Source organism: Thioalkalivibrio sp. XN8, assembly GCF_011058255.1.
Lineage (GTDB): Bacteria > Pseudomonadota > Gammaproteobacteria > Steroidobacterales > XN24 > XN24.
Genome location: NZ_JAALFH010000066.1, coordinates 91,542 through 113,377, shown reverse-complemented (window position 1 = coordinate 113,377; position 21,836 = coordinate 91,542). Strand labels below are relative to the sequence as shown.

Here is a 21,836-nt window from a genome sequence, read left to right as displayed (position 1 = left end):
CTGCCGTGAGCCCCCTGAACCCGTCCGACAACAAGCCGCTGTTCGACCGCGGACCCTCGCTCGGCACCCGCGCGGTGCTGCTGGCCGTGCTATCGGCTGCCCTGATGTTTCTTGACCATCGCGAGGGCCACATGGACGCCGTCCGCGGCGGCCTGGCGGTCGCCGTCTACCCGATCCGCGTGCTGGTGGACATGCCCTCGGCGGTGTTCCTGTGGGGCCGCGAGTCGCTGGCGGAGCGCGCCCGCCTGGTGGCCGCGAACGAGGCCCTGCGCGCCGAAAGCCTGCGCCAGCAGGTCCACCTGCAGCAGATGGCGGTGCTGGAGGCCGAGAACGCGCGCCTGCGGGCCTTGATGGACTCGCCCGCCAAGCTGGCGGACCGCGTCCAGGTGGCCGAGATCCTGGCGGTCGACCTGGACCCCTACCGTCACCGCATCGCGCTGAACCGCGGCTCGCACGCCGGCGTCTTCGAGGGCCAGGCCCTGGTGGACGCCGACGGCATCGTCGGCCAGGTCATCCGGGTCGATCCGCTCGGGGCCGAGGCGATCCTCATCAGCGACCCCAGCCACGCGACCCCGGTGGAAGTGGTCCGCAGCGGGCTGCGGACGGTGGCCATCGGCGTCGGCGACGTGAGCCGGATGGACCTGCCCTTCCTGCCCAACAGCGCCGACGTGCGGATCGGCGACCTGTTGGTCTCCTCCGGCCTCGGCGACGCCTTTCCGCACGGCTACCCCGTCGCTCGCATCAGCCGGGTGGACCGCCGGCCGGGCGAGCCCTTCGCACAGGTGGAAGCCGAGCCGACCGCGGCGCTGAACCGCAGCCGCCAGGTCCTGTTGCTGTGGGAGGGCGGCGAAGCCGAGATGCTGCCGGCGGCGACCCCCGCGGAGCCACCTGCAGGCGGCGGCAAGGCCGCCGATGAACCCGCGGGAGGGGACCCGTGAGCGCCCGCCACTGGCCGATGCTGGTCTCGCTGCTGGCAGCCCTGTCACTGGAGGTGGCGCCGCTGCCGCCCGAACTCTCCGCCTGGCGGCCGCCCTGGGTGGCGCTGGTGGCGGTCTACTGGGCCCTGTCCTATCCGCGGCGTTACGGGCTGGCGATGGCCTGGGCGGTGGGCCTGGTGCTGGACGTGCTCAAGGGCAGCGTGCTTGGCCAGCACGCCCTCGCCATGACCGTCACCATCTGGATCGCGCTGTATTTCCACCTGCGGTTGCGCGTCTTCCCGCCCTGGCAGCAGACCATGGCCGTGGTCGGGATGGTCTTCGTGCACCAGTTCCTCGTCTTCTGGGTCGACGGCGTGACCAGCGCAGCGACGCTGGACTGGCGCCGCCTGGCGCCAGTGGCCGCGGCGGCCCTGGCCTGGCCGGTCCTGGCGGCGCTGCTCGACCATCTCCGCGTCCGGCTGCGCATGCAGACATGAGCATCCACCGGCTGAAGGACCACTGGCGCGAGCAGCGCATGTTCCTCGGCCGGGTCGTCGCGGCGGCGATCGTGGTGACCCTGCTGGCCGGGCTGCTGATGTACCGGCTGGTCGACCTGCAGGTAGTCCATTTCGAGCACTTCAGCCGGCTGTCGCAGGGCAACCGCGTGCGGCTCGAGCCGGTGCCGCCGGTGCGCGGCCTGCTGTTCGACCGCGCCGGGCGCGCGCTGGCGGAGAACCGCCCCGTGTACCAGCTCGAGCTGATTCCCGAGCAGGTCAAGGACCTGGAGCAAACGCTGGCCGACCTGCAGGCGCTCGGCCTGGTGCGGGCCGAGGACCTGCCCCGGATCCAGGGCCAGATCCGGAGCCAGCGGCGCTTCGAGCCGACTGTGCTGCGCGCCCGCCTGAGCGACGAGGAAGCCGGCCGCTTCGCCGTGCACCGCCCCCGCTTTCCGGGGGTGGACATCCAGGCCCGCCTGGCGCGCCAGTACCCGCTGGGGCCGGCGGCGGCCCATGCCATCGGCTATGTGGGGGCCGTGAGCGAGGCCGACCTGCAGCGCCTCGAAGGGGCCAACTATGCCGGCACCGCGCAGACCGGGAAGATCGGCGCCGAGCGCGCGTGGGAGGACCTGCTCCACGGCACCACGGGCTTCCGCCAGCTGCTGGTGAATGCCCAGGGCCGGACGCTGCAGGAACTGGAGCGCAACGATGCGGTGCCGGGCCGCAACGTCTATCTCACGCTGGACCTGGAACTGCAGGCCCTGGCGGAAGCACAGCTCGGTGAGCGGCGGGGGTCGGTGGTGGCGCTGGACCCGCGCAACGGCCAGGTGCTGGCGCTGGCGAGCATGCCCGCTTTCGACCCCAACCTGTTCAGCATGGGCCTCTCCAGCGCGCGCTACCGCGAGCTGCAGGAGGACCGGGACCAGCCGCTGTTCAACCGTGCCCTGCGCGGCCAGTACCCGCCAGGCTCGACCATCAAGCCGATGCTCGGACTGGCCGGCCTGCACTACGGCGTGACCGTGCCGCAGGACACCGTGTACTGTCCGGGCTGGTTCAGCCTGCCGAACCATTCGCACCGCTATCGGGACTGGAAGCGCGAGGGCCATGGCACGGTCGACCTGGAGCAGTCCGTGGCCCAGTCCTGCGACGTCTACTTCTACCGCCTCGCCGTGACGCTGGGCATCGACCGGATGCACGACTTTCTCGCCCTGTTCGGCCTCGGCGCCCCCACCGGCATCGACATCCCGGGCGAGCTCGACGGGCTGTTGCCCTCGCGCGACTGGAAACGCACCGCGTTCCGCCGGCCGCAGGACCAGGTCTGGTTCCCGGGCGAAACCGTGATCACCGGCATCGGCCAGGGCTACATGCTGGCCACGCCCCTGCAGCTGGCGCACGCGACGGCGATCCTGGCCAACCGGGGGCGCGGTTTCGTGCCGACACTGCTGGCCGGGGTAGAGAACCCCGTCACCGGCCAGCTCGAACCAGCGGCGTCCCGGCCGCTGCCGGCCCTGGCGCTGGATCCCGCCCAGGTCGAGGAAGCGATCGATTCCATGGTCGCCGTGGTGCATGGCGAACGTGGCACGGCCCGCGCCATCGGCCTCGACTCGCCGTGGACCATCGCCGGCAAGACCGGCACGGCCCAGGTGGTCGGGATCGCCCAGGGCGAGGAGTACGACGAGGAAACCACCGACGAGCGGCATCGTCCCCATGCCCTGTTCATCGCCTTCGCACCGGCGGAGAATCCCCGCATTGCGATCGCGGTGCTGGTGGAGAACGGCGCCAGCGGCAGCGCCGCGGCCGCGCCGGTGGCGCGGGCACTGATCGATAACTGGCTGGCGCGCGAGGCAGACTGACATGGCCGTGTCCTCATCGGTGTTCGGCGAACGCCACAGCCTGGGCCTCGGGGCCCGCCTGCTGGCCGCCCTGAAGCTCGACGCCCCGCTGCTGCTGGGGCTGGCGGCCATCGCCGCCTTCGGCCTGGTGGTGCTATGGAGCGCCGGTGGCCAGGAGCCGGGGCTGCTCGTACGCCAGCTGGTGCGCCTCGGCGTCGCCTTCGGCGTGATGCTGGTGGTGGCCCAGGTGCCGCCGAAAATGCTGCGCCTCTGGTCGCCGTGGCTGTTCGCGCTCGGCCTGGCCCTGCTGGTCGCCGTGCTGCTGGTCGGCGACGTCGGCAAGGGGGCGCAGCGCTGGCTCGACCTCGGCGTGGTGCGGTTCCAGCCCTCGGAGCTGATGAAGCTCGCGGTCCCGATGATGGCCGCCTGGTACCTGCACGACCGGCCCCTGCCGCCGCGGCTGGGCGAACTGGCGCTGGTGGTGGTAGTGGTGGCGGTGCCCGCCGTCCTGATCGCCCGCCAGCCCGACCTGGGCACCGCCCTGCTGGTCGCCAGCGCCGGAATCCTGGTGGTGCTGCTCGGCGGCCTGCGGGTCCGCATGATCCTGCTGCTCGGCGCGGTCGCCGCGGTGCTGGCACCGGTGCTCTGGCACTTCATGCACGACTACCAGCGCCGCCGCGTGCTGACTTTCCTGCAGCCGGAATCGGATCCGCTGGGCTCCGGCTACCACATCATCCAGTCGAAGATCGCCATCGGCTCGGGCGGGCTGTTCGGCAAGGGCTGGGGCAACGGCAGCCAGGCGCAGCTGGAGTTCCTGCCGGAGCGCTCCACCGACTTCATTTTCGCGGTGCTCGGCGAAGAGTTCGGGCTGCTCGGCCTTGGCCTGCTGCTGGTCGGCTACCTGGTAGTGGTGGGTCGCGGCCTGTTCATCGCCCTGCAGGCCCAGGACACCTTCAGCCGGCTGCTGGCGGGCAGCATCAGCCTGACTTTCTTCGTCTACGTCTTCGTCAACACCGGCATGGTCACGGGCCTGCTGCCGGTGGTCGGCGTGCCGCTGCCGCTGGTCAGCTACGGCGGCACCTCGATGGTGACCCTCATGGCGGGTTTCGGTATGCTCATGTCCATTCACGGCCATCGGAACTTGCTCGCCAGGTGAACCGCTTACTGCCCCTGCTTTGCTGCATCGGCCTGACGGCGGCGCCCGTCTTGGCCAACGACGCCGGCCGCCCGCTCGACCCGGACCGCGAGGACGTGCGCGCTTTCATCGCCGGCGTGCAGGAACGCCACGGGCTGGCCGCCGAGGACGTCCGGGCCGTGCTGCTCGAGGCTCGCGTCCAGCAGTCCATCATCGACGCCATCAGCCGCCCGGCCGAGCGCGTCAAGCCCTGGTACGAGTACCGCCGCATCTTCCTGACGGAGGAGCGCATCGCCGCCGGCGCCGCCTTCTGGCAAGAACACCGCGAGCGGATCGACCGCATCGCGGCCGAGTCCGGGGTGCCGGCGGAGCTGATGCTGGGGATCATCGGGGTCGAGACCTACTACGGCCGCATCATCGGCCGCCACCGGGTGCTCGATGCGCTGGCCACGCTGGCCTTCGAATACCCGCCGCGCAGCGCCTTCTTCAGCCGCGAGCTGGAAGAGTTCCTGGTGCTGGCCGGGGAGCAGGGCTTTGCCACCGACGGCCCCGTCGGCTCCTATGCCGGGGCCATGGGGCTGCCCCAGTTCATCCCCTCCAGCTACCGCGCCTATGCCGTGGACGGCGATGCGGACGGCCGGATCGACCTGTGGGAGAGCAAGGAAGACATCCTGGCCAGCGTCGCCAATTACCTGCGCGTCCACGGCTGGCGTCCCGGGGAGCCGGTGGTCGCGCCCGTGGTGACGGGCGGCAGCGACCCCGCCGCCCTCGCCGACCGGGGCCTGGCGCCGAAGACCACCGTCGGCGAACTCTGGCAGGCAGGCCTCGGCCTGGCCGGCCCGGCGCCGGCCGATCCCGCCGCGCCCGCCGGACTGTTCGCCCTGGAGCAGGAATCCGGCCCGGCCTACTGGGCCGGCTTCCACAATTTCTACGTCATCACGCGTTACAACCGCAGCGTGATGTACGCCCTCGCAGTGTACGAGCTCGGGCAGGCCGTGCGCGCCGCCGCGGAGGGCGCGGATGGGGCCTGAGCGGCGCCGGTGGCTGCTCGCCCTGGCGCCGTTACTCCTCTTCGCGGGCTGCGCCACGCCGCCCGGCGACCAGGACTCGGCGCCGGCGCGCCCCCGCGACGTGAGCAATATCCCCGACGCCGTGCCGCAGGCGGAGCCCCGCAGCAGGCGCGGCAACCCGCCGGTCTACGAAGTCATGGGGCGGCGCTACTACGTGATGAACGACGCCGCCGGCTACCGCGAGCGGGGCGTCGCCAGCTGGTACGGCACCAAGTTCCACGGCCGCCTCACCTCGAGCGGCGAGCCCTACGACATGTACGCCATGACCGCGGCCCACAAGACCCTGCCGCTGCCGAGCTACGTGCGGGTCACCCACCTCGGCAACGGGCGCAGCGTCATCGTGCGGGTCAACGACCGCGGGCCCTTCATCGGCGAGCGGATCATCGACCTGTCCTACGCCGCCGCCGTGCGGCTCGGGATGCAGGAGGAAGGCACGGCGCTGGTCGACGTTGAAATCGTCGGGCCGGGGACCACGGCGGCGACCGCGCCGGCCGGGAAGCCGGCCGCCACCGCGACGGCCGTGGCCGGCCCGGTCTGGCTGCAGGTCGGGGCCTTCAGCGACGCCGACAACGCGGCGCGCCTCGAGGCCCGGCTGGCCGAGCACGGGATCGGCGAGGTCGTGACCCGGCAGGAGCGGCGGCGCCTGCAGACCATCTATCGCGTGCGCATCGGCCCGCTGGCCAGCGTCGACGAAATCGAGGGCATGCTGGCCCGGGTGCGCGCGCTCGGCTTCGACGACGCCCATCTCGCCGCCGACTGACCCCCGGCGCCTGACGGTGTAACATTCCGGGCTGTTGTCCACAGCCCGCCGGCTCGACGCCGCCCAAGGAATCCATGCGCCTGATAATCGCTCTCGGTCTCGCCTTTGCCTGCCTCCAGATCTCCCAGCCAGCCGCGGCGCAGGATGCCGCGCTGCCCCCGGTGCCCGCCGCGCCGGCCGTGGGTGCGGCGGCCCACATCCTGGTCGATTTCAACTCGGGCGCCGTGCTCTCGGAGGACGACGCGGACGCACGGCTGGACCCGGCGAGCATCACCAAGCTGATGACGGCGTACGCCGTGTTCTCGGAGCTGCGCAAGGGCCAGATGGCGCTGGACGACATGGTGACGGTGAGCGAGCGCGCCTGGCGCACCGGCGGCTCCCGCATGTTCATCGAGGTGGGCACGCGGGTCAGCATCGGCGACCTGATCCGCGGCATGATCATCCAGTCGGGCAACGACGCCTCGGTGGCGCTGGCGGAGTTCACCGCCGGTTCAGAGGCCGCCTTTGCCGAGCTGATGAACGAGTACGCCCGGCGGCTCGGCATGCAGAACACCAACTTCCGCAACGCCACGGGCCTGCCGGCCGAGGATCACTACAGCTCCGCGCGCGACATCGCGCTGCTGGCCGCGGCGATCATCCGCGAGTTCCCGGAATTCTATTCGCTCTACTCCGAGCGCGAGTTCACCTTCAACGAGATCACCCAGCGCAACCGCAACAAGATGCTGTGGCGGGACCCCACGGTCGACGGCATCAAGACCGGCATGACCGATGCCGCGGGCTATTGCCTGGTGTCCTCGGCCAGGCGCGGCGACATGCGGCTGATCTCGGTCCTGCTGGGCACCAACAGCGACAAGGCCCGCGCGGACGCCACCCAGGCGCTGCTGAACTGGGGGTTCCGCTTCTACGAAAGCCACCGCATCTACGCGGCCGGCCAGCCCGTCACCACCACCCGGCTGTGGAAGGGCGAGCTCGACGAGCTGGGGCTCGGCCTCACGGAGGATCTCTGGGTCACCCTGCCGCGCGGCCGCTACGAGCTGCTGGAAGCGTCCCTGGAACTGCAGTCCCCGCTGCTCGCCCCGGTGGCGCCGGAGACCTCCGTCGGCCGGCTGCGTCTCAGCCTGGAAGGCGAGCCGCTCGTCGAGCGCCCGCTCTATCCGCTCGCCAGCGTGGCCGAAGCCGGCCTGCTGACGCGCGCCCTCCATTCGATCCAGCTGTGGCTCGAATGAGCGAGGACACCCTGCTGGAATTCCCCTGCGACTTTCCCGTCAAGGTGATGGGGCGCGAGGCGGAGGATTTCCAGGCCCTCGTGCTCGAGCTGCTGGCCCCGCATACCGGGCCGGTTCCCGCCGAACGCGTCGGCCGGCGGCTCAGCCGGGACGGGAATTTCGTCGCCCTGACGGTCATGCTGCGCGCCGAGAGCAAGGCCCAGCTCGACGCCGTCTACGAAACGCTGAGCGCGCACGAGCGCGTCCTGATGGTGCTCTGATGCAGGGTCCCGTGGTCCGCCGCCTCGGCCTGGTCGAGTATGAGCCGACCTGGCGCCGCATGCAGGCGCTGGCGGAAAACCGCGGCCCCGAGCAGGCAGACGAAATCTGGATCCTGCAGCATCCGCCGGTGTTTACCCTGGGCCTGAACGGCAGTCGCGAGCACCTGCTGGCGCCCGGCGACATTCCCGTGGTGCAGGTCGATCGCGGCGGCCAGGTGACTTACCACGGGCCGGGCCAACTCGTGGTCTACCCGCTGCTGGACCTCGGTCGCAGCGGGCTCGGCGTCCGGGCCCTGGTCTGCGTGCTGGAGCGGGCGGTCATCCGCTGCCTGGCGAGCTACGGCATCGAGGCCGTCGGCGACCGGAATGCTCCCGGCGTCTACGTCGAGGGACGGAAAGTGGCCAGCATCGGCCTGCGGGTGCGGCGCAACTGCACCTACCACGGCCTGGCGCTGAACGTGGCCATGGATCTCGAGCCGTTCGGGCGCATCAATCCCTGCGGCTACCGCGGCCTCGAGGTCACCCAGCTGGCCGAGCTCGGGGTCGAGCGGCCGCTGGCAGCGGTGGCCGCGGACCTCGAAAGCGCGCTGCTGGACGAGCTGGCTCAGGCTTCTCCCAGCCTGGCCTGCAGCGCGTAGAGCCGTTCCGGCGTCCCGACGTCGAGCCAGGTACCGCTGTGCAGCACGCCGCCGACCTTCCCCTGCCGCGCGGCCGCGACCAGCAGCGGCGCCAGGGGAAACCGCCCGGGGCGGCAGCCGGCGAACAGGGCGGGGTCCAGCAGCGCGATGCCGCTGTAGGTGTAGCGTTCCGGGGCATCCGGCCGCACCAGGCCGCCAGCGAGGCCGAAATCACCCGCCGGATGATGCGGTGGGTTAGGCACCAGCAGGAGTTGCGCCAGCATCCCGGACGCCAGCGCCAGCTCACCCGGCGACCACTCGCAGTACACGTCGCCGTTCACCAGCAGGAACGGGTCCGGCCCGAGCAACGGGAGCGCATGGCAGACGCCGCCGCCAGTCTCGAGCGCCGGCCACGGCTCCGGGGAATAGCGGATGCAGACGCCCCAGCGGCTTCCGTCCCCGAGTTCGGCCTGCAGCGCCTCGGCCTGCCACGCACAATTCATGACGATGTCGCGGCAGCCCGCCGCGGCGAGAATCTGCAACTGGTAAGCGACGAGCGGCTGGCCGCCGACCGGCAGCAGCGGCTTCGGCATGCGGTCAGTCAGCGGGCGCATGCGCTCGCCGCGCCCGGCCGCCAGCACCATCGCTTTCAAGAAGTAGCCCCCATCGGCAAAATTGCAGCTTGCGCGGCCAGTATGCCATGTTAGCGAGTCACTCCCGGAAAGCCTGATGCCCCGTCTTCTGGCCCTCATCGTCGCCCTGCTCGCTGCCGCCCCGCTGGGCGCGGCGCCGGTCTGCCCGGTGCCGGAGCCGGTCGACTTCGAGCCGCTCGACGAGGGCGGACCGATCGAGGTGTCGGCGGACCGCGCCGACCTCACGGCCGACGGCGACTCGGTGTTCTCGGGCGGCGTGGTGCTCCGCCGTGGCAACCAGCGCCTCGAGACCGAAGGTGCGACCTGGGACCGGGCAGCGGGCCGCATCCTGGCCGTCGAAGGCGCCCGTTTCACCCAGCCCGGCATCGAGATCGAGAGCGACCGCCTGGAATTCCTGCCGGCGGAAGGTACGGCGGTGCTCACCGGCAACCGTTACCGCCTGCCGGCGCAGCCGGCGAGCGGCGGCGCCGAGACCATCCGGGCGCGCCGCAACGGCCGGGTCCGCATGCAGGACGTGACCTACACCACCTGTCCCGGGGACGAACCCGACTGGCTGCTGGAGATCGACACGCTGCGCGTCGACACGGGCGACGAAATCGGCGAAGCGACCGGCGTCAAGCTGCGCTTCTTCGACACCCCGGTGATCTACCTGCCCTATCTCGCCTTCCCGCTGTCCGACCGCCGCAAGAGCGGCTTCCTCACGCCCGAGTTCGGCCAGTCCACCCGCAGCGGACTGGAGATCAGGGCGCCTTACTACTTCAACCTGGCGCCGAACTACGACCACCTGCTGACGCCCACGCTGATGTCCGACCGGGGCCTCAAGCTCGGCAACGAGTTTCGTTATCTCACCCCCGAGAGCGGCGGCTCGATCCGGCTGGACTACCTGCACCGGGACAATGCCACGGCCGCCTCCGATTCGCGTACCTGGTTCCACCTCTCGCACCTGACCCGGCTGGACAACGGCTGGCGGTTACGGGCAGAGATCGAGGACGTCTCGGACACCGACTATTTCCAGGACCTGGGCCAGAGCCCGCAGGTCACCAGCCGCACGCATGTCGAGCGGCTGGTGCAGGCCGACTATGCCGGCGAAATCTGGCGCGTGACAGCGCGGGCCCAGAACTTCCGCACCCTCGATCTCGACATCCCCGAGGCGGAACGGCCGTATGCCCGGCTGCCCCAGATCGTCGCCGAAGGCCTCTGGCTGGACGGGCCGATGGGACTGGACTGGCGCCTGCAGACCGAGGCGGCCAGTTTCATCCGCGATGTCGGGCCCGAGGGCGCCCGCGCGGTGCTCGAGCCGGAACTGAGCCTGCCGCTCGAGGCGCCGGGCTTTTTCCTGCGACCGTCGGCGCGGCTGCGGATGGTGCAGTACTACCTCACCGCCCCCGACCCCGGCCAGGACGAATCCCTCGGTTATGCCGCGCCGATCCTGAGCGTGGACTCCGGGTTCCGCTTCGAGCGCTCGGCATCCTCCGGGCGCATCGTGCAGACACTCGAGCCGCGGGTGCTCTACGCCTATATCCCCTTCCGGGACCAGGACGGATTGCCGCTGTTCGACAGCAGCCGCCCCGACTTCAACTACGTGCAGCTGTTCCGCCCGAATCGCTACCTCGGCGCCGACCGGCTCGGCGACACCAACCAGCTGAGCGTCGGCGTCACCACGCGCCTGCTCGAGTCGGCCTCCGGCCGCGAGTTCCTCACCGCCGCCATCGGCAAGGCCTGGTACTTCGATGACCCTCAGGTCACGCTGCCCGGCGAAAGCCTGGAGACGGCCGAAAGCTCGCCGATCGTGCTGGAACTGGGTCTCGAGCTGTTCAACGACTGGAACGCGGACGTCGCCTACCAGTGGGACAACGTCTCGGACACGACGCGGCTGGCGCAATTCCGGGTCCAGTACCAGCCCGCGCCGAACCGCGTCGTCAACCTCGCCTACCGCTACCGGCCGGACCTGCTCGAGGACCTGGCGTTTTCCGCGGGCTGGCCCTTGTCCGACCGCTGGAGCTTCGTCTCGGCGCTGGAGTACTCGCTCCGCGACAAGACCGCGGTCGACAGCGTCCTCGGCGTCCAGTACGAGAGCTGCTGCTGGGCCATCCGCCTCTCCGCTTCGGAGCAGGTCAGCCGGCGTGACGGCAGCACGGACTCGGCCATCAGGCTCCAGGTGGAGTTCAAGGGCCTGGGCGGACAGAGTGCAAGGCGCCGTTACGAGAGTGATATCCTAGGTTATTCCGCCATCGACTGACCCCCATCCCATGCGACTGAAATCACTGCTCATTGCGCTCGCGCTGGCATGCCTGCCGAGCTTTACGCCCGCCGAAGCCACCCTCAGCGACACCGGCCAGCTGCTGGACCGCATCATTGCCGTAGTAGACGACGGCGTGGTGCTGCAGTCGCAGCTGGAGGGCCAGGTCGAGCGGGTCACGCGCCAGCTGGCGCAGCAGGGCACCCGGATGCCGCCCCAGCAGGTGCTGCGCGAACAGATCCTCGAGAACCTGATCGTGCAGGAAGTGCAGATGCAGCGCGCCGAACGGCTGGGCATCCGCATCAGCGAGGAGCAGCTGAATACGGCGCTGACCCGGATCGCCGCCGGTAATAACATTCCCTTTGCCGAGCTGCCGGCGGCGCTCGCCCGCGACGGCATCGACTACGGCGAGTTCCGCGCGCAGCTGCGCCGCGAGATGACGATCGACGCCCTGCGGCAACGGGACGTCATGGCCCGCATCGCGGTCTCGGAACGCGAAATCGACCGCTGGCTGGAGCAGTACGAGGCCAACATGGGCCGGGAGATCGATTACGACATCTCCCAGATCCTCGTTGCGCTGCCGGCCGATGCGACCGAGGCACAGGTCGCCGCAGCCGCCGGCCGGGCCGGGCAGATCCGCGCCCGGCTGCTCGAGGGCGCCGACTTCGCCGCCCTGGCGGTCGCCGAATCGGCAGGCCAGCAGGCGCTCTCCGGCGGCCGGCTGGGCTGGCGGAAAGGCTCGCAGCTGCCGCCCCAGTTCGCCGACGTCATCCAGTCGCTGGCGCCCGGCGAGACCAGCGAGCCGGTGCGCAGCAGCAGCGGTTTCCACATTTTCCGCATCAACGATACCCGCGGCGGCGAAGACCGCGTGGTCCAGGTCCAGACGCGCGCCCGGCACGTTCTCATGGCGACCAACGAAGTGGTCGACGACGCGACGGTGCGCAGACGCCTGGAAGAGATCCGGGCCCGCGTCCAGGCGGGCGAGTCTTTCGAGGACATCGCCATGCTGGAGTCCGAAGACCCCGGCTCGGCCAGTCGCGGCGGCGACCTCGGCTGGAATCCGCCTGGAACCTTCGTGCCCGAGTTCGAGGCGGTGTTGGCGGAACTGGAGCCGGGCGAGCTCAGCGAGCCGTTCCAGTCGCCCTTCGGCTGGCACATCATCCTGCTGGAAGACCGCCAGGAGCGCGACACCACCGACGAGGTCAAGCGCCGGCAGGCGATCCAGGCGATCCGCGCCAGCAAGCTGGAGCAGGAGACCGAGCTCTGGCTGCGCAAGCTGCGCGACGAGGCCTGGGTCGAGATCCGCGGCGGCTAGGCCGGAGGACACGCATGACACTGCCGGCCATCGCCCTCACCACCGGCGAGCCGGCCGGAATCGGGCCGGAGCTCTGCCTGGCCGTGGCGCAGCGACCCTGGCCCGCGCGGCTCGCGGCCGTGGGTCCTGCTGCTCACCTCGAGCAGCTCGCCGCGCGCCTCTATCCCGGCCTGGGCGTACGCCGCGTCCTTGTCCCGGAGCCTCACGAGGCAGGGGTGCTGCAGGTCATCGACATGCCGCTGGCGGCCCCGGTCACGCCCGGCCAGCCCGACCATGCCAATGCCGCGGCGGTGCTCGCCATGCTGCGCCGGGCCGCGGAAGGCTGCGTGGGCGGTGAGTTCGACGCCATGGTCACGGCGCCGGTGCACAAGGGCGTGATCAACGAGACCGGCATCGCCTTCTCCGGCCATACCGAATTCCTGGCCGGGATCAGCGGCGGCAGCCCGGTCATGCTGCTGGTGGCCGGCAAGCTCCGGGTCGCGCTCGCCACCACCCACCTGCCGCTGGCCGAAGTGCCGCGAGCGATCACCGCCGAGCGCCTGCAGCGCGTGCTGCGCGTGCTGGACCACGACCTGCGCACCCGCTTCGGCATTGCAGAGCCGCGCATCCTGGTGGCCGGCCTGAACCCGCATGCCGGCGAGGGCGGTTACCTGGGCCGCGAGGAGATCGACATCATCGAGCCGGCGCTGGGACGGCTGCGCCGGGAGGGCCTGGAACTCGCAGGACCGCTGCCGGCCGACACCCTGTTCACGCCGCGCCGGCTGGCAGGCGCCGATGCCGTACTCGCGATGTACCACGACCAGGGCCTGCCGGTGCTGAAATACGCCGGTTTCGGCCGCGCCGTGAACATCACCCTCGGCCTGCCGATCGTGCGCACCTCGGTGGACCATGGCACGGCGCTGGAGCTGGCCGGCACCGGCGAGGCGGATTCCGGCAGCCTGGTCGCCGCCATCGAGGCTGCGCTCGAAATCGCCGCCCGCAGCGCCGGCGACTGATGGCGCACCAGCCGCGCAAGCGCTTCGGCCAGCACTTCCTGCACGACCCGACGGTGATCGAGCGGATCGTGCGGGCGATCGGCCCGGTGCCCGGCGAGCGGCTGGTGGAGATCGGGCCCGGCGAAGGCGCCCTGACCCTGCCGCTCCTCGCCCGCGGCGCCAAGCTGACGGTGATCGAGCTGGACCGCGACCTGGCGGCGCGGCTGGCGGCCCGCCCGGAGGCCGGCGCGGCGCTGACCGTGGTCCAGGCCGACGCGCTGAAGATCGAGCTGGCCGAACTGGCCGCGCCCGGGGAGCGGCTGCGGCTGGTCGGCAACCTGCCCTACAACGTCTCCACGCCGCTGCTGTTTCGGTTCATCCAGCAGCTGGCGGTGATCCGGGACATGCATTTCATGCTGCAGCGGGAAGTGGTCGAGCGCATGGCGGCCGGCCCCGGGACGAAGGCCTACGGCCGGCTCAGCGTGATGCTCGCCGTGGCCTGCCGGGTCGAGTCCCTGTTCGACATCGGACCGGGCGCCTTCCGGCCGCCGCCGAAGGTATGGTCTTCGGTAGTCCGGCTCGAGCCCTGGGCCGCGCCGCCCTTCCCCGTCAAGGACCCGGCCCGCTTCGCCGAAGTGGTGCGGCGCGCCTTCGGCCAGCGCCGCAAGACCCTGCGCAACGCGCTGTCCGGCCTGGTCGGCGAGGACGCGATCCGGGCCGCCGGCTGCGACCCGGGTGCGCGGGCCGAGACCCTGCCGCCTGCAGCCTTCGCGCGGCTGGCGGCGGCGCACTGCTAGACTATGGTTACGGCAGGCGGGGACTGTCCCCGCGCAGCGGAGGGACGGCAGATGGATTACCAGCGCATCCTGGCGGCGATGGACCTCGGCGAACACAGCAAGCTCGTGGCGTCACGGGCGAAGGCCGTGGCCGGCGCGACCGGCGCAGAGCTGAAGCTGCTGCACGTCGTCGAGTACGTGCCGGTCGAGCCCATGGGCGAGGCGCTGCTGCCCGCGGTCAGCATCGAGGAAGAACTGGTCACCGGCGCCCGCAAGCGACTGGCCGAGCTGGCCCGCGAGGCCGGCCTGGAAGGCGCCGAGCAGCAGGTCATCCCGGGCACCATCAAGAGCGAAGTCCTCCGGGAGGCCAACGAGTGGGAGGCCGACCTCGTGGTCCTGGGCAGCCGGGAACGCCACGGCCTCGCGCTGATCATTAACCTGACCGAGGACGCGGTGCTGCATGCCGCGCCCTGCGACGTGCTGGCGGTGCGCCTGCCGGGCTAGGCCTGCGGCTGGTGTAAAATTCCGGCTTTCCCTGGACGGAGAGCCCCCATGGCCGATTGCCCGATCCGGATCGAGGTGGAGACCGCCTACCTGGATCACCAGAGCGAGCCCGACGAGGACCGCTACGCCTTCGCCTACAGCATCACCATTCGGAACCAGGGCGCCGTGGCCGCCAAGCTGCTGTCCCGCCACTGGATCATCACGGATGCGGACGGCGGCGTGCAGGAAGTCCGCGGCGAGGGCGTGGTGGGCGAGCAGCCCCTGATCCGCCCGGGCGAGCACTTCCAGTACACGAGCGGCGCGATCCTGCCCACGCCGGTCGGCTCGATGCGGGGCGCCTACACCATGATCGACGCCTCCGGGCACGAATTCGAGGCGCCCATAGACGCTTTCACGCTGGCGCGGCCCGGCGCCCTGCACTGATGCCGGTTTACGCCATCGGCGACCTCCAGGGCTGCCTGGACCCGCTCAGGCGACTCCTAGACAAGCTCCGCTTCGACCCCGCGGCCGACGGGCTCTGGTTCACCGGCGACCTGGTCAACCGCGGCCCGGCCTCGCTGGCCACGCTGCGTTTCGTCCGTAACCTCGGGCCGCAGGCGGTGACGGTGCTGGGCAATCACGACCTTCACCTGCTCGCCGCGGCCTGGGCGGAGAACCGCCCCCTGAAGAAACGCGACACCCTGGCGGACATCCTCGAGGCCCCCGACCGCGAGGAACTGCTGGAGTGGCTCCGGCGCCAACCGCTCCTCCACTACGACCCGGCGCTGGACTTCGCCATGGTCCATGCCGGGCTGCCGCCGCAATGGGACCTGGCGGACGCGCGGGCCGCGGCGGCGGAACTCGAAACCGTGCTGCGCGGCGACCGCTTCGTCGATTTCCTGCGGCAGATGTACGGCAACCAGCCGGACCGCTGGGACCCCGCCCTGGCCGGCATCGAGCGGCTGCGCTTCAGCATCAACGCGCTCACCCGGCTGCGCTACCTGCGGCGCGACGGCAGTCTCGACTTCGACAACCAGGGACCGCTCAGCAAGGCGGGCGAGGAACTCGTTCCGTGGTTCGATTTCCCGGGCCGGCGCAGCGCCGGGGCCCGGATCGTATTCGGGCACTGGTCGACGCTCGGCTACCATGCCCAGGGCGGCGTGTTCGGCATCGACACCGGCTGTGTCTGGGGCGGCCGCCTCACCGCACTGCAGCTCGACGGCGAGGAGCCCCACCACGTGGAATGCGGCCCGGGGCTGAGACCCGGCTGATCCGACTCTCGAGGAATCACCATGTCACGCGAACAAGCCGCCGCCCTCGACCGCCAGGATCCGCTCGCGGGGCATCGGGAGCGCTATCACCTGCCGCTGCACGACGGCCGCGAGTGCGCCTACTTCCTCGGCAACTCCCTCGGCCTGCAGCCGAAGAAAGCGGCCGACTACGTCGAGGAAGAACTCGCGACCTGGCGTACCCATGCCATCGGCGGCCACTTCATCGGTCCGCGGCCCTGGAAGGATTACGCGGTGAACTTCATCCCGCCGCTGGCCGCGCTGGTCGGCGCCGAAGAAGACGAAGTGGTGTGCATGAACGCGCTCACCGTGAACCTGCACCTGCTGATGGTCAGCTTCTACCGTCCCACCGCGCAGCGCTACAAGATACTGATGGAGCGGCCGGCCTTCCCGTCCGACCGCTATGCGATCGTGTCCCAGTTGCAGCATCACGGCCTCGACCCGGCCGACGCACTCATCGAGGTCGGCCCGCCCGAGGGCGAGTACCTGCTGCGGCGCGAGGACCTGGTGGCGGCCATGCGCGAGGCCGGCGATACCCTTGCGCTGGTGCTGCTGCCGGGCGTGCAGTACCTCTCCGGCGAAGTGCTGGACATCGAGGGCCTGACCGCCGAGGCGCACGCGGTCGGCGCGGTGGCCGGCTGGGACCTGGCGCATGCGGCAGGGAACATCCCGCTCCAACTGCACGACTGGAACGTCGATTTCGCCGCCTGGTGCAGCTACAAGTACCTCAACGGCGGCCCCGGCGCGACCGCCGGCGCCTTCGTCCACCGCCGCCACGGCCACGACCCCTCCTTGCCCCGTTTCGCCGGCTGGTGGGGCCAGGACAAGCCGACGCGCTTCCTGATGGGCCCGGACTTCAAGCCGGTGCCCGGGGCCGAAGGCTGGCACATCTCCAACTCGCCGGTGCTGAGCACCTGCACCCTGCGCGCCTCGCTCGCGGACTTCATGGACGCCGGCCTGGACCGGCTGCGCGCGAAGTCGATCGCCCTGACGGGCTACCTCGAGCGCCGGCTGGACGAGACCGTCGCCGGCCGGATCGAGATCGTGACGCCGCGCGACCCGGCGCGGCGCGGCTGCCAGCTGTCCATGCGGCTGCGCTCCGGGGTAGAGTCGGGCCGGGCCGTGTTCGACCGGCTCGGCGAGCTGGGCATGGTCTGCGACTGGCGCGAGCCGGACATCATCCGCGCCGCGCCGGCGCCGCTGTACAACACCTTCGGCGAGGTGGAGCAGCTGGTCGAGGCGCTGGACGCGGCGACGCGGGAGGCACTCTCCTAGCGTCTATCGACCTGCCGCGCCTCAAATTCCACCCGCATCCGTCCCAGCTCGGCGTTGAGGCGCGCCAGGATCTCCTGGAAGCGCGGGTCGTCCCGCACGATATCCCACTCCGGCTGCCGTGCCATCGAAGCCACCGATGGCCAATAGCCGGCCTCGATCGCGCGCTCGAGCAAGTCGAGCGCAGACTCCGGCTCCCCGCGCAGGAGCGCAATCCGTGACCGGGTGAAAAGACTGCCACCCTCGCTACCTCTCGGCACCGGGCGTTCGAGCTGTGCCTCCACTGCGCGCAGGAATTCTTCTGCCGCCTCTCGCTCTCCATTGAGCGCAGTCACAACCGCGCCGCGCATCGCCGCACGCGCCAGGAAGAATGCGCTGCGGCGCTCGACGATCTCACGCGCTGCCGGCAGGTCACGTTGGGACAGGTGGAAATTGAGCGCGCAGCTGCTGGCGAAGGGTGAATGGGACTCCAGCTCGAGGAAGCGGGCCATGTGCGCCCGGGCGCGCTCGACGTTGTTCTCCAGCAAGGCGATGCCCATCAGCATGCAGTTGAGCCGCGCCTCGTGGGGCGTCAGTTTCTCCCATGCCATACGGTAGGCCTGGCGTGCCGCCTCGTATTCACCGAGTTCCTCGTAGAACCCTGCCGCAGCATCCCAGGCATTGGAATCCTCCGGCTCGAGCTGCGTCGCCCTTTCGGCCCGCTCCAGCGCCGCGACCAGCTGGCCGCGGCCGGCCAGGAGGCTGCCCTGCGCCAACAATACCTGGGGCGAATCCGGCTCGATTTCCGCCGCCAGCTGCAACTGCTCCAGTGCCGCCTCCGTCAGCCCGCGCATCCAGTAAGCCTGCCCTAACGCCACGTAACCCGCCGCGGAATCCGGCGCCAGGCGGATCGCGCGACGCGCCGCTTCCGTCGCCTCATTCCAGGCCGCCAGGGCGGCTGTCTCATCCTCGTCGATATTCGCCTTGCTTCGATTCACGCCGGCGATCCCGGCCCAGGCGTCGGCATAGTTTTCATCAAGCGCAATGGCTGCGCGGAAATGCTTCTCGGCCTCGTCGATGATCGCAAGGATTTCATCGAAGGAGCTGTACGAGCCCCGCGCGATGGCGCGCCCACGCAGCACCTGCTCATAGGCTTCCGGATTGGTCGTGCCCTGGCGCGCCAGCGCCTGCCGATCGCGCTCAGTGAGCTGGAGCTCGAGCTGATCGACGATCCGACCCGCGATCTCCGTCTGCACGCTGAAGATATCGGCCAGGTCCCGGTCGAAACTGTCGGCCCAAAGGTGGGCATCGTCGGCCGCCCGGATCAGCTGGCCCGTAATCCGGACCCGATCGCCGGCGCGTCTTACGCTACCCTCCAGCACATGACTGACACCGAGCTGTGCGGCAATTTCCGGCAGGCTCAGCTCGGTGTTCTTGTAACGCATCACCGAGGTACGGCTGATCACCCGCAGCCCGCTGACGCCGGCGAGCCGCGTCAGGATGTCCTCCGTCATGCCGTCGGCGAAGAACTCCTGCTCCGAGTCGGTGGAGAGGTTGGCAAACGGCAGCACGGCGACCGAAGGCCGCGGATCGCGGGCGGGCTCGGAAATCCGGACCGCAACAGGCTCTCCAGCAGAGACCGGAGCGGCGGGAACCGACGGCGCGGCAACCGGCGTAGTCACAGCCGATGGCTCCGTACCCGGCTCACGGGGCGCGAAACGATCGTAGGCCAGGAAGCTGATAGCAAGGACAGCAACGACCAGCGTCGCCCAGTTCAGCCGGTGCCCCGTGGCCGAGGAATACTCGGGGTTGTCCGTGACGCCGGTGTCGCGCTTCAGACCTTCCGGCGTCAGCTCGTAGATCCAGGCGAAGCCCAGTGCGGGCACCAGGCCGATCACCAGCAGCACCACCAGGCCGCGCAGGACGCCGTCCGGGACCTCGAAGATCGGCAGCACGGTCTCGGCCACCTCGATGACCAGCCACGCTGCCACCACGTAGAGCATGGCAACGCGGAAGACGTTGCGGCGCTTGAGCTCTCCCAGCAGGTTCACTCGTTGCTCCCCGTGCAATCCAGCCGATCGCCGTCGGCGTCGCTCATCCTCGCGCAGCCGTCAGGATAGCCGCGCGCCTCCCACAGCTCGACCAGGCCCATGTCACCCGCCGCCCTGAAGAACCGCGGGTCCTCGCGTACTGCCTTGAATGTCGGTATCCACGCCATGCGCAACCAGCCGGTCTGGTTCGACACGGGCCCGGCAGCGGCGGTAGCGGCCAGCAGGTCGAGATACTCGCCCGTGCGCTCGATGGCCAGCAGTTCCTCCGGAGGTCGCGCGGAATCTACCTGTAGCTTGGCACCGGCTGCACTCGGATTAGCGATGGCGGCAATCAGGGCGACCCTGAAAGGCTCGAACTGGCTGGCACCATCGGACAGTCCGCGCAGCACCGCGAGGGCCTGGTCGCGCTCACCGCGCGCCGCCAGTTCAATAGCGTAGACCCACATCGCGGCTCCCCAGCCGAGCTCCGCGGCACGTCGCGCCAATGATACGGCCGCCTGCTCGCGCCCGGTCGCGAGGTACACGATAGCCAGGTAACCGTGGTTGATCCCGACCAGCGGGTCCATCTCGACCGCGCGCTCGAAGGCACCTACGGATTCTTCTACATAGCCGGCAACGTACAAGGTCAGGCCCAACCAGAGCTCCGGGGTCGAGTCCTGCGACCGCATTCCTGAGGCCTGGCGCACCAGGTCCAAAGCCGTGACCTGGTCACCCTCTTCGGCGCGCAACATCGCATCGATGGCGAGGACCATCGGGTCTTCCGGCCGCAGAGTACGGGCGCGCTCGATCGCGCGACGGGCGGCCGGGAGCATCTTGGCGGGATCGAAAGCGCCGTCTTCGTAATAGCCCGGTGCGACGGAGTTTGCCGCTGCGAGGTAGATCCACGCCTCGCCGAACGAGGGATCCTGCGCGACGGCCAACTCGAGGTCCGCGATGGCCTCGGCAAACTCCCGACGCTGGTGGAATCGCGCCCGGCCACGGAGGAAGCGCTCGTAGGCGTCGAGGTCCGAGGTCGATGCCGTCACGGAGACCTGGCGCGTGCCGAGCACCTCGCCCAGCGCATCGGTAATGGACTGCGCGATCTCCTCCTGCACATCGAAGATGTCCACCAGCTCGCGGTCGAAAGTATCCGACCAGACATGGCCGTCCGTATCGGCGCGGATCAGCTGCGCAGTGATCCGCACGCGGTTGCCCTGCTTGCGCACCGAGCCCTCCAGCACGTGTGCGACATCCAGGGCCTGGGCGATGTCCGGAATCGGGGTCTTGGTGCCGCGGAAGGAGAAGGCCGACGTGCGCGAGGCGACGTGCAGCCCGTCGATGTCGGCGAGGATGTTGAGGATCTCCTCGGAAATACCCTCCGCGAAATAGGCGTTCTCAGGATCGGGACTCATGTTCTCGAAGGCCAGCACGGCGATCGAGCTGGCATCCCGATCTTCAGGAGCATCGGTCGGGGCAGCCACCGTCGTCTCCGGTCCCCGATCTGCAGGCCCCACGCCAAAGCGATCGACCACGAAGATGCCGATCACCACGAGGATGCCGAGCGCAATGACCCAGTCCAGCGGCCCCGCGCCCGGCCGCCGCTGGGGAACGTCATCGACACTGACCGTACGCTGCACTCCCTCCGGGGTCAGCTCGAAGGCCCAGGACAGGACGATAGCCAGCGGGAAGCCCAGCCCCAGCAGCACGAACAGCATCGGCATGAACCAGCCCGGGAAGCCGAGGTTATCGGCGGCCAGGTCGCCCACCTGCAGCACGAGCCACGCCACGACCACGTAGGCCGCAGCCACGCGGAACACGTTGCGGCGCTTGAGCTCGCTGAACAGGCCGGGGCGATTGCGGTCAGACACGGCTCAGCACGATATCAAACTTCCCTTGCTGCGCATCGCCAGAGGCCGTCGAACTAAACTCCACGACGAGCATGTCGCGGCCCGACTCCGACAGCGACTGCAGCAGCAGGTCGCGCTCGTTGAGCGGGTCGCCGGCGAAATACATCTGCGTGGTCAGCTCGTGATAACCGCGCCGCGCCACCTTGAAGTGGATGTGCGGCGGACGGCTCCAGTCAGGCCGTACCGGATACGCGCCCGGCTTGATGGTATGGATGCGATAGCGGCCTTCCGCGTCGGTCATCAGCCGCGCCCAGCCCTGGAAGTGCTCGTCCAGCGGCGCCGGGTTGCGATCGCGCTCGTGGGCGTAGCGGCCATGGGAATTGGCCTGCCAGACATCGACCAGCGCGTCCGCTATGGGATTCCCTTCCTCGTCCAGCACGCGCCCCGACACTTCGACGACCTCGCCCACGGCTCGCGCGGCATGCCCCTCGATGTGCGTCATGTCGGCGTCAGTGTCGCGCTGCTCATGTACCGGATAGAACGGGCCTTCTGACTGTCTCGGCGTGGTGGCTGCAACCAGCGGCGCGCTGGCCGCCAAGGCGGCGGTTCCGAAGGAGCCACGCAAGAGCCTGCGGCGGGTTTCGTTGGTCGTATCGCTCACGTAT

At 70.1% G+C, this 21,836-nt stretch carries 21 protein-coding genes; 17 read left to right on the top strand and 4 right to left on the bottom strand.

Features of this window, described 5'->3' with window-relative positions; translation table 11 throughout:
* The first annotated feature begins 5 nt into the window (after positions 1–5).
* From mreC to lipB, 9 genes are all read left to right on the top strand, one after another.
* Positions 6–938, top strand: coding sequence for a rod shape-determining protein MreC (gene mreC, locus G6N75_RS11620; RefSeq protein WP_165348530.1), 933 nt, complete (start codon positions 6–8; stop codon positions 936–938).
* A complete protein-coding gene (mreD, locus tag G6N75_RS11615) occupies positions 935–1,414 on the top strand; it encodes a rod shape-determining protein MreD (RefSeq protein ID WP_165348529.1) in 480 nt (159 codons plus the stop codon). Before mreC ends, mreD begins: the two co-directional genes overlap by 4 nt.
* Positions 1,411–3,267 (top strand): penicillin-binding protein 2, encoded by a 1,857-nt coding sequence (mrdA, locus tag G6N75_RS11610; RefSeq protein ID WP_165348528.1) that lies wholly within the window; start codon positions 1,411–1,413, stop codon positions 3,265–3,267. Before mreD ends, mrdA begins: the two co-directional genes overlap by 4 nt.
* 1 nt (position 3,268) lies before the next feature.
* Positions 3,269–4,402 (top strand): rod shape-determining protein RodA, encoded by a 1,134-nt coding sequence (rodA, locus tag G6N75_RS11605; protein ID WP_165348527.1) that lies wholly within the window; start codon positions 3,269–3,271, stop codon positions 4,400–4,402.
* On the top strand, positions 4,399–5,412 hold the full coding sequence (gene mltB / locus G6N75_RS11600; protein WP_206203093.1) for a lytic murein transglycosylase B: 1,014 nt from the start codon (positions 4,399–4,401) through the stop codon (positions 5,410–5,412). Before rodA ends, mltB begins: the two co-directional genes overlap by 4 nt.
* The gene (locus G6N75_RS11595) at positions 5,402–6,211 is read left to right on the top strand and encodes a septal ring lytic transglycosylase RlpA family protein (protein WP_165348526.1); all 810 of its coding nucleotides are present in this window, start codon (positions 5,402–5,404) and stop codon (positions 6,209–6,211) included. The genes mltB and G6N75_RS11595 overlap by 11 nt, the downstream gene beginning before the upstream one ends.
* A gap of 74 nt (positions 6,212–6,285) precedes the next feature.
* Positions 6,286–7,437 (top strand): D-alanyl-D-alanine carboxypeptidase family protein, encoded by a 1,152-nt coding sequence (locus G6N75_RS11590; protein ID WP_165348525.1) that lies wholly within the window; start codon positions 6,286–6,288, stop codon positions 7,435–7,437.
* Positions 7,434–7,697 (top strand): DUF493 domain-containing protein, encoded by a 264-nt coding sequence (locus G6N75_RS11585; RefSeq protein WP_165348524.1) that lies wholly within the window; start codon positions 7,434–7,436, stop codon positions 7,695–7,697. Before G6N75_RS11590 ends, G6N75_RS11585 begins: the two co-directional genes overlap by 4 nt.
* On the top strand, positions 7,697–8,335 hold the full coding sequence (gene lipB, locus G6N75_RS11580) for a lipoyl(octanoyl) transferase LipB (RefSeq protein ID WP_165348523.1): 639 nt from the start codon (positions 7,697–7,699) through the stop codon (positions 8,333–8,335). Before G6N75_RS11585 ends, lipB begins: the two co-directional genes overlap by 1 nt.
* Here lipB and murU read toward each other — a convergent pair.
* A complete protein-coding gene (murU, locus tag G6N75_RS11575; protein WP_165348522.1) occupies positions 8,302–8,967 on the bottom strand; it encodes an N-acetylmuramate alpha-1-phosphate uridylyltransferase MurU in 666 nt (221 codons plus the stop codon). The two genes, lipB and murU, sit on opposite strands and share 34 nt — an antisense overlap.
* A gap of 76 nt (positions 8,968–9,043) precedes the next feature.
* Here murU and lptD point away from each other — a divergent pair, with 76 nt between their 5' ends.
* From lptD to kynU, 8 genes are read left to right on the top strand one after another with little or no spacing between them, the layout of a single operon-like run.
* Entirely contained in the window at positions 9,044–11,206 is a 2,163-nt protein-coding gene (lptD, locus tag G6N75_RS11570) for an LPS assembly protein LptD (protein ID WP_165348521.1), read from the top strand.
* A 10-nt stretch (positions 11,207–11,216) separates the two neighbouring features.
* Entirely contained in the window at positions 11,217–12,521 is a 1,305-nt protein-coding gene (locus tag G6N75_RS11565; protein ID WP_165348520.1) for a peptidylprolyl isomerase, read from the top strand.
* 14 nt (positions 12,522–12,535) lie between these two features.
* Positions 12,536–13,516: a 4-hydroxythreonine-4-phosphate dehydrogenase PdxA gene (gene pdxA, locus G6N75_RS11560; RefSeq protein ID WP_165348519.1), complete on the top strand. Its 981-nt coding sequence runs from the start codon at positions 12,536–12,538 to the stop codon at positions 13,514–13,516.
* Positions 13,516–14,292, top strand: a complete 777-nt coding sequence (gene rsmA / locus G6N75_RS11555; protein ID WP_165348518.1) for a 16S rRNA (adenine(1518)-N(6)/adenine(1519)-N(6))-dimethyltransferase RsmA — start codon at positions 13,516–13,518, stop codon at positions 14,290–14,292. The genes pdxA and rsmA overlap by 1 nt, the downstream gene beginning before the upstream one ends.
* 51 nt (positions 14,293–14,343) lie before the next feature.
* On the top strand, positions 14,344–14,775 hold the full coding sequence (locus G6N75_RS11550; RefSeq protein ID WP_165348517.1) for a universal stress protein: 432 nt from the start codon (positions 14,344–14,346) through the stop codon (positions 14,773–14,775).
* A 48-nt stretch (positions 14,776–14,823) separates the two neighbouring features.
* Positions 14,824–15,198 carry a Co2+/Mg2+ efflux protein ApaG gene (apaG, locus tag G6N75_RS11545; RefSeq protein ID WP_165348516.1) on the top strand — a complete coding sequence of 125 codons (375 nt, stop codon included), beginning with the start codon at positions 14,824–14,826 and terminating at the stop codon, positions 15,196–15,198.
* Entirely contained in the window at positions 15,198–16,025 is an 828-nt protein-coding gene (locus tag G6N75_RS11540) for a symmetrical bis(5'-nucleosyl)-tetraphosphatase (RefSeq protein ID WP_165348515.1), read from the top strand. Before apaG ends, G6N75_RS11540 begins: the two co-directional genes overlap by 1 nt.
* A 21-nt stretch (positions 16,026–16,046) precedes the next feature.
* Positions 16,047–17,318, top strand: coding sequence for a kynureninase (gene kynU / locus G6N75_RS11535; RefSeq protein ID WP_165348514.1), 1,272 nt, complete (start codon positions 16,047–16,049; stop codon positions 17,316–17,318).
* On the opposite strand, the gene G6N75_RS11530 is transcribed toward kynU, so the two are convergent.
* Genes G6N75_RS11530 through G6N75_RS11520 form a run of 3 tightly spaced genes read right to left on the bottom strand, consistent with a single transcriptional unit; the run spans position 17,315 to position 21,832 of the window.
* The gene (locus G6N75_RS11530) at positions 17,315–19,345 is read right to left on the bottom strand and encodes a tetratricopeptide repeat protein (protein WP_165348513.1); all 2,031 of its coding nucleotides are present in this window, start codon (positions 19,343–19,345) and stop codon (positions 17,315–17,317) included. The two genes, kynU and G6N75_RS11530, sit on opposite strands and share 4 nt — an antisense overlap.
* The gene (locus G6N75_RS11525; protein ID WP_165348512.1) at positions 19,342–21,192 is read right to left on the bottom strand and encodes a hypothetical protein; all 1,851 of its coding nucleotides are present in this window, start codon (positions 21,190–21,192) and stop codon (positions 19,342–19,344) included. The genes G6N75_RS11530 and G6N75_RS11525 overlap by 4 nt, the downstream gene beginning before the upstream one ends.
* Positions 21,185–21,832, bottom strand: a complete 648-nt coding sequence (locus G6N75_RS11520) for a protocatechuate 3,4-dioxygenase (RefSeq protein WP_165348511.1) — start codon at positions 21,830–21,832, stop codon at positions 21,185–21,187. Before G6N75_RS11520 ends, G6N75_RS11525 begins: the two co-directional genes overlap by 8 nt.
* Between the last annotated feature and the right edge of the window lie 4 nt (positions 21,833–21,836).

Excerpts from the sequence above, each read along its gene's own strand:
- mrdA (WP_165348528.1), top strand. The coding sequence starts at position 1,411 with ATGAGCATCCACCGGCTGAAGGACCACTGGCGCGAGCAGCGCATGTTC.
- rodA (WP_165348527.1), top strand. The coding sequence starts at position 3,269 with ATGGCCGTGTCCTCATCGGTGTTCGGCGAACGCCACAGCCTGGGCCTC.
- G6N75_RS11595 (WP_165348526.1), top strand. The coding sequence starts at position 5,402 with ATGGGGCCTGAGCGGCGCCGGTGGCTGCTCGCCCTGGCGCCGTTACTC.
- G6N75_RS11590 (WP_165348525.1), top strand. The coding sequence starts at position 6,286 with ATGCGCCTGATAATCGCTCTCGGTCTCGCCTTTGCCTGCCTCCAGATC.
- G6N75_RS11585 (WP_165348524.1), top strand. The coding sequence starts at position 7,434 with ATGAGCGAGGACACCCTGCTGGAATTCCCCTGCGACTTTCCCGTCAAG.
- lipB (WP_165348523.1), top strand. The coding sequence starts at position 7,697 with ATGCAGGGTCCCGTGGTCCGCCGCCTCGGCCTGGTCGAGTATGAGCCG.
- lptD (WP_165348521.1), top strand. The coding sequence starts at position 9,044 with ATGCCCCGTCTTCTGGCCCTCATCGTCGCCCTGCTCGCTGCCGCCCCG.
- G6N75_RS11565 (WP_165348520.1), top strand. The coding sequence starts at position 11,217 with ATGCGACTGAAATCACTGCTCATTGCGCTCGCGCTGGCATGCCTGCCG.
- pdxA (WP_165348519.1), top strand. The coding sequence starts at position 12,536 with ATGACACTGCCGGCCATCGCCCTCACCACCGGCGAGCCGGCCGGAATC.
- rsmA (WP_165348518.1), top strand. The coding sequence starts at position 13,516 with ATGGCGCACCAGCCGCGCAAGCGCTTCGGCCAGCACTTCCTGCACGAC.
- G6N75_RS11550 (WP_165348517.1), top strand. The coding sequence starts at position 14,344 with ATGGATTACCAGCGCATCCTGGCGGCGATGGACCTCGGCGAACACAGC.
- apaG (WP_165348516.1), top strand. The coding sequence starts at position 14,824 with ATGGCCGATTGCCCGATCCGGATCGAGGTGGAGACCGCCTACCTGGAT.
- G6N75_RS11540 (WP_165348515.1), top strand. The coding sequence starts at position 15,198 with ATGCCGGTTTACGCCATCGGCGACCTCCAGGGCTGCCTGGACCCGCTC.
- kynU (WP_165348514.1), top strand. The coding sequence starts at position 16,047 with ATGTCACGCGAACAAGCCGCCGCCCTCGACCGCCAGGATCCGCTCGCG.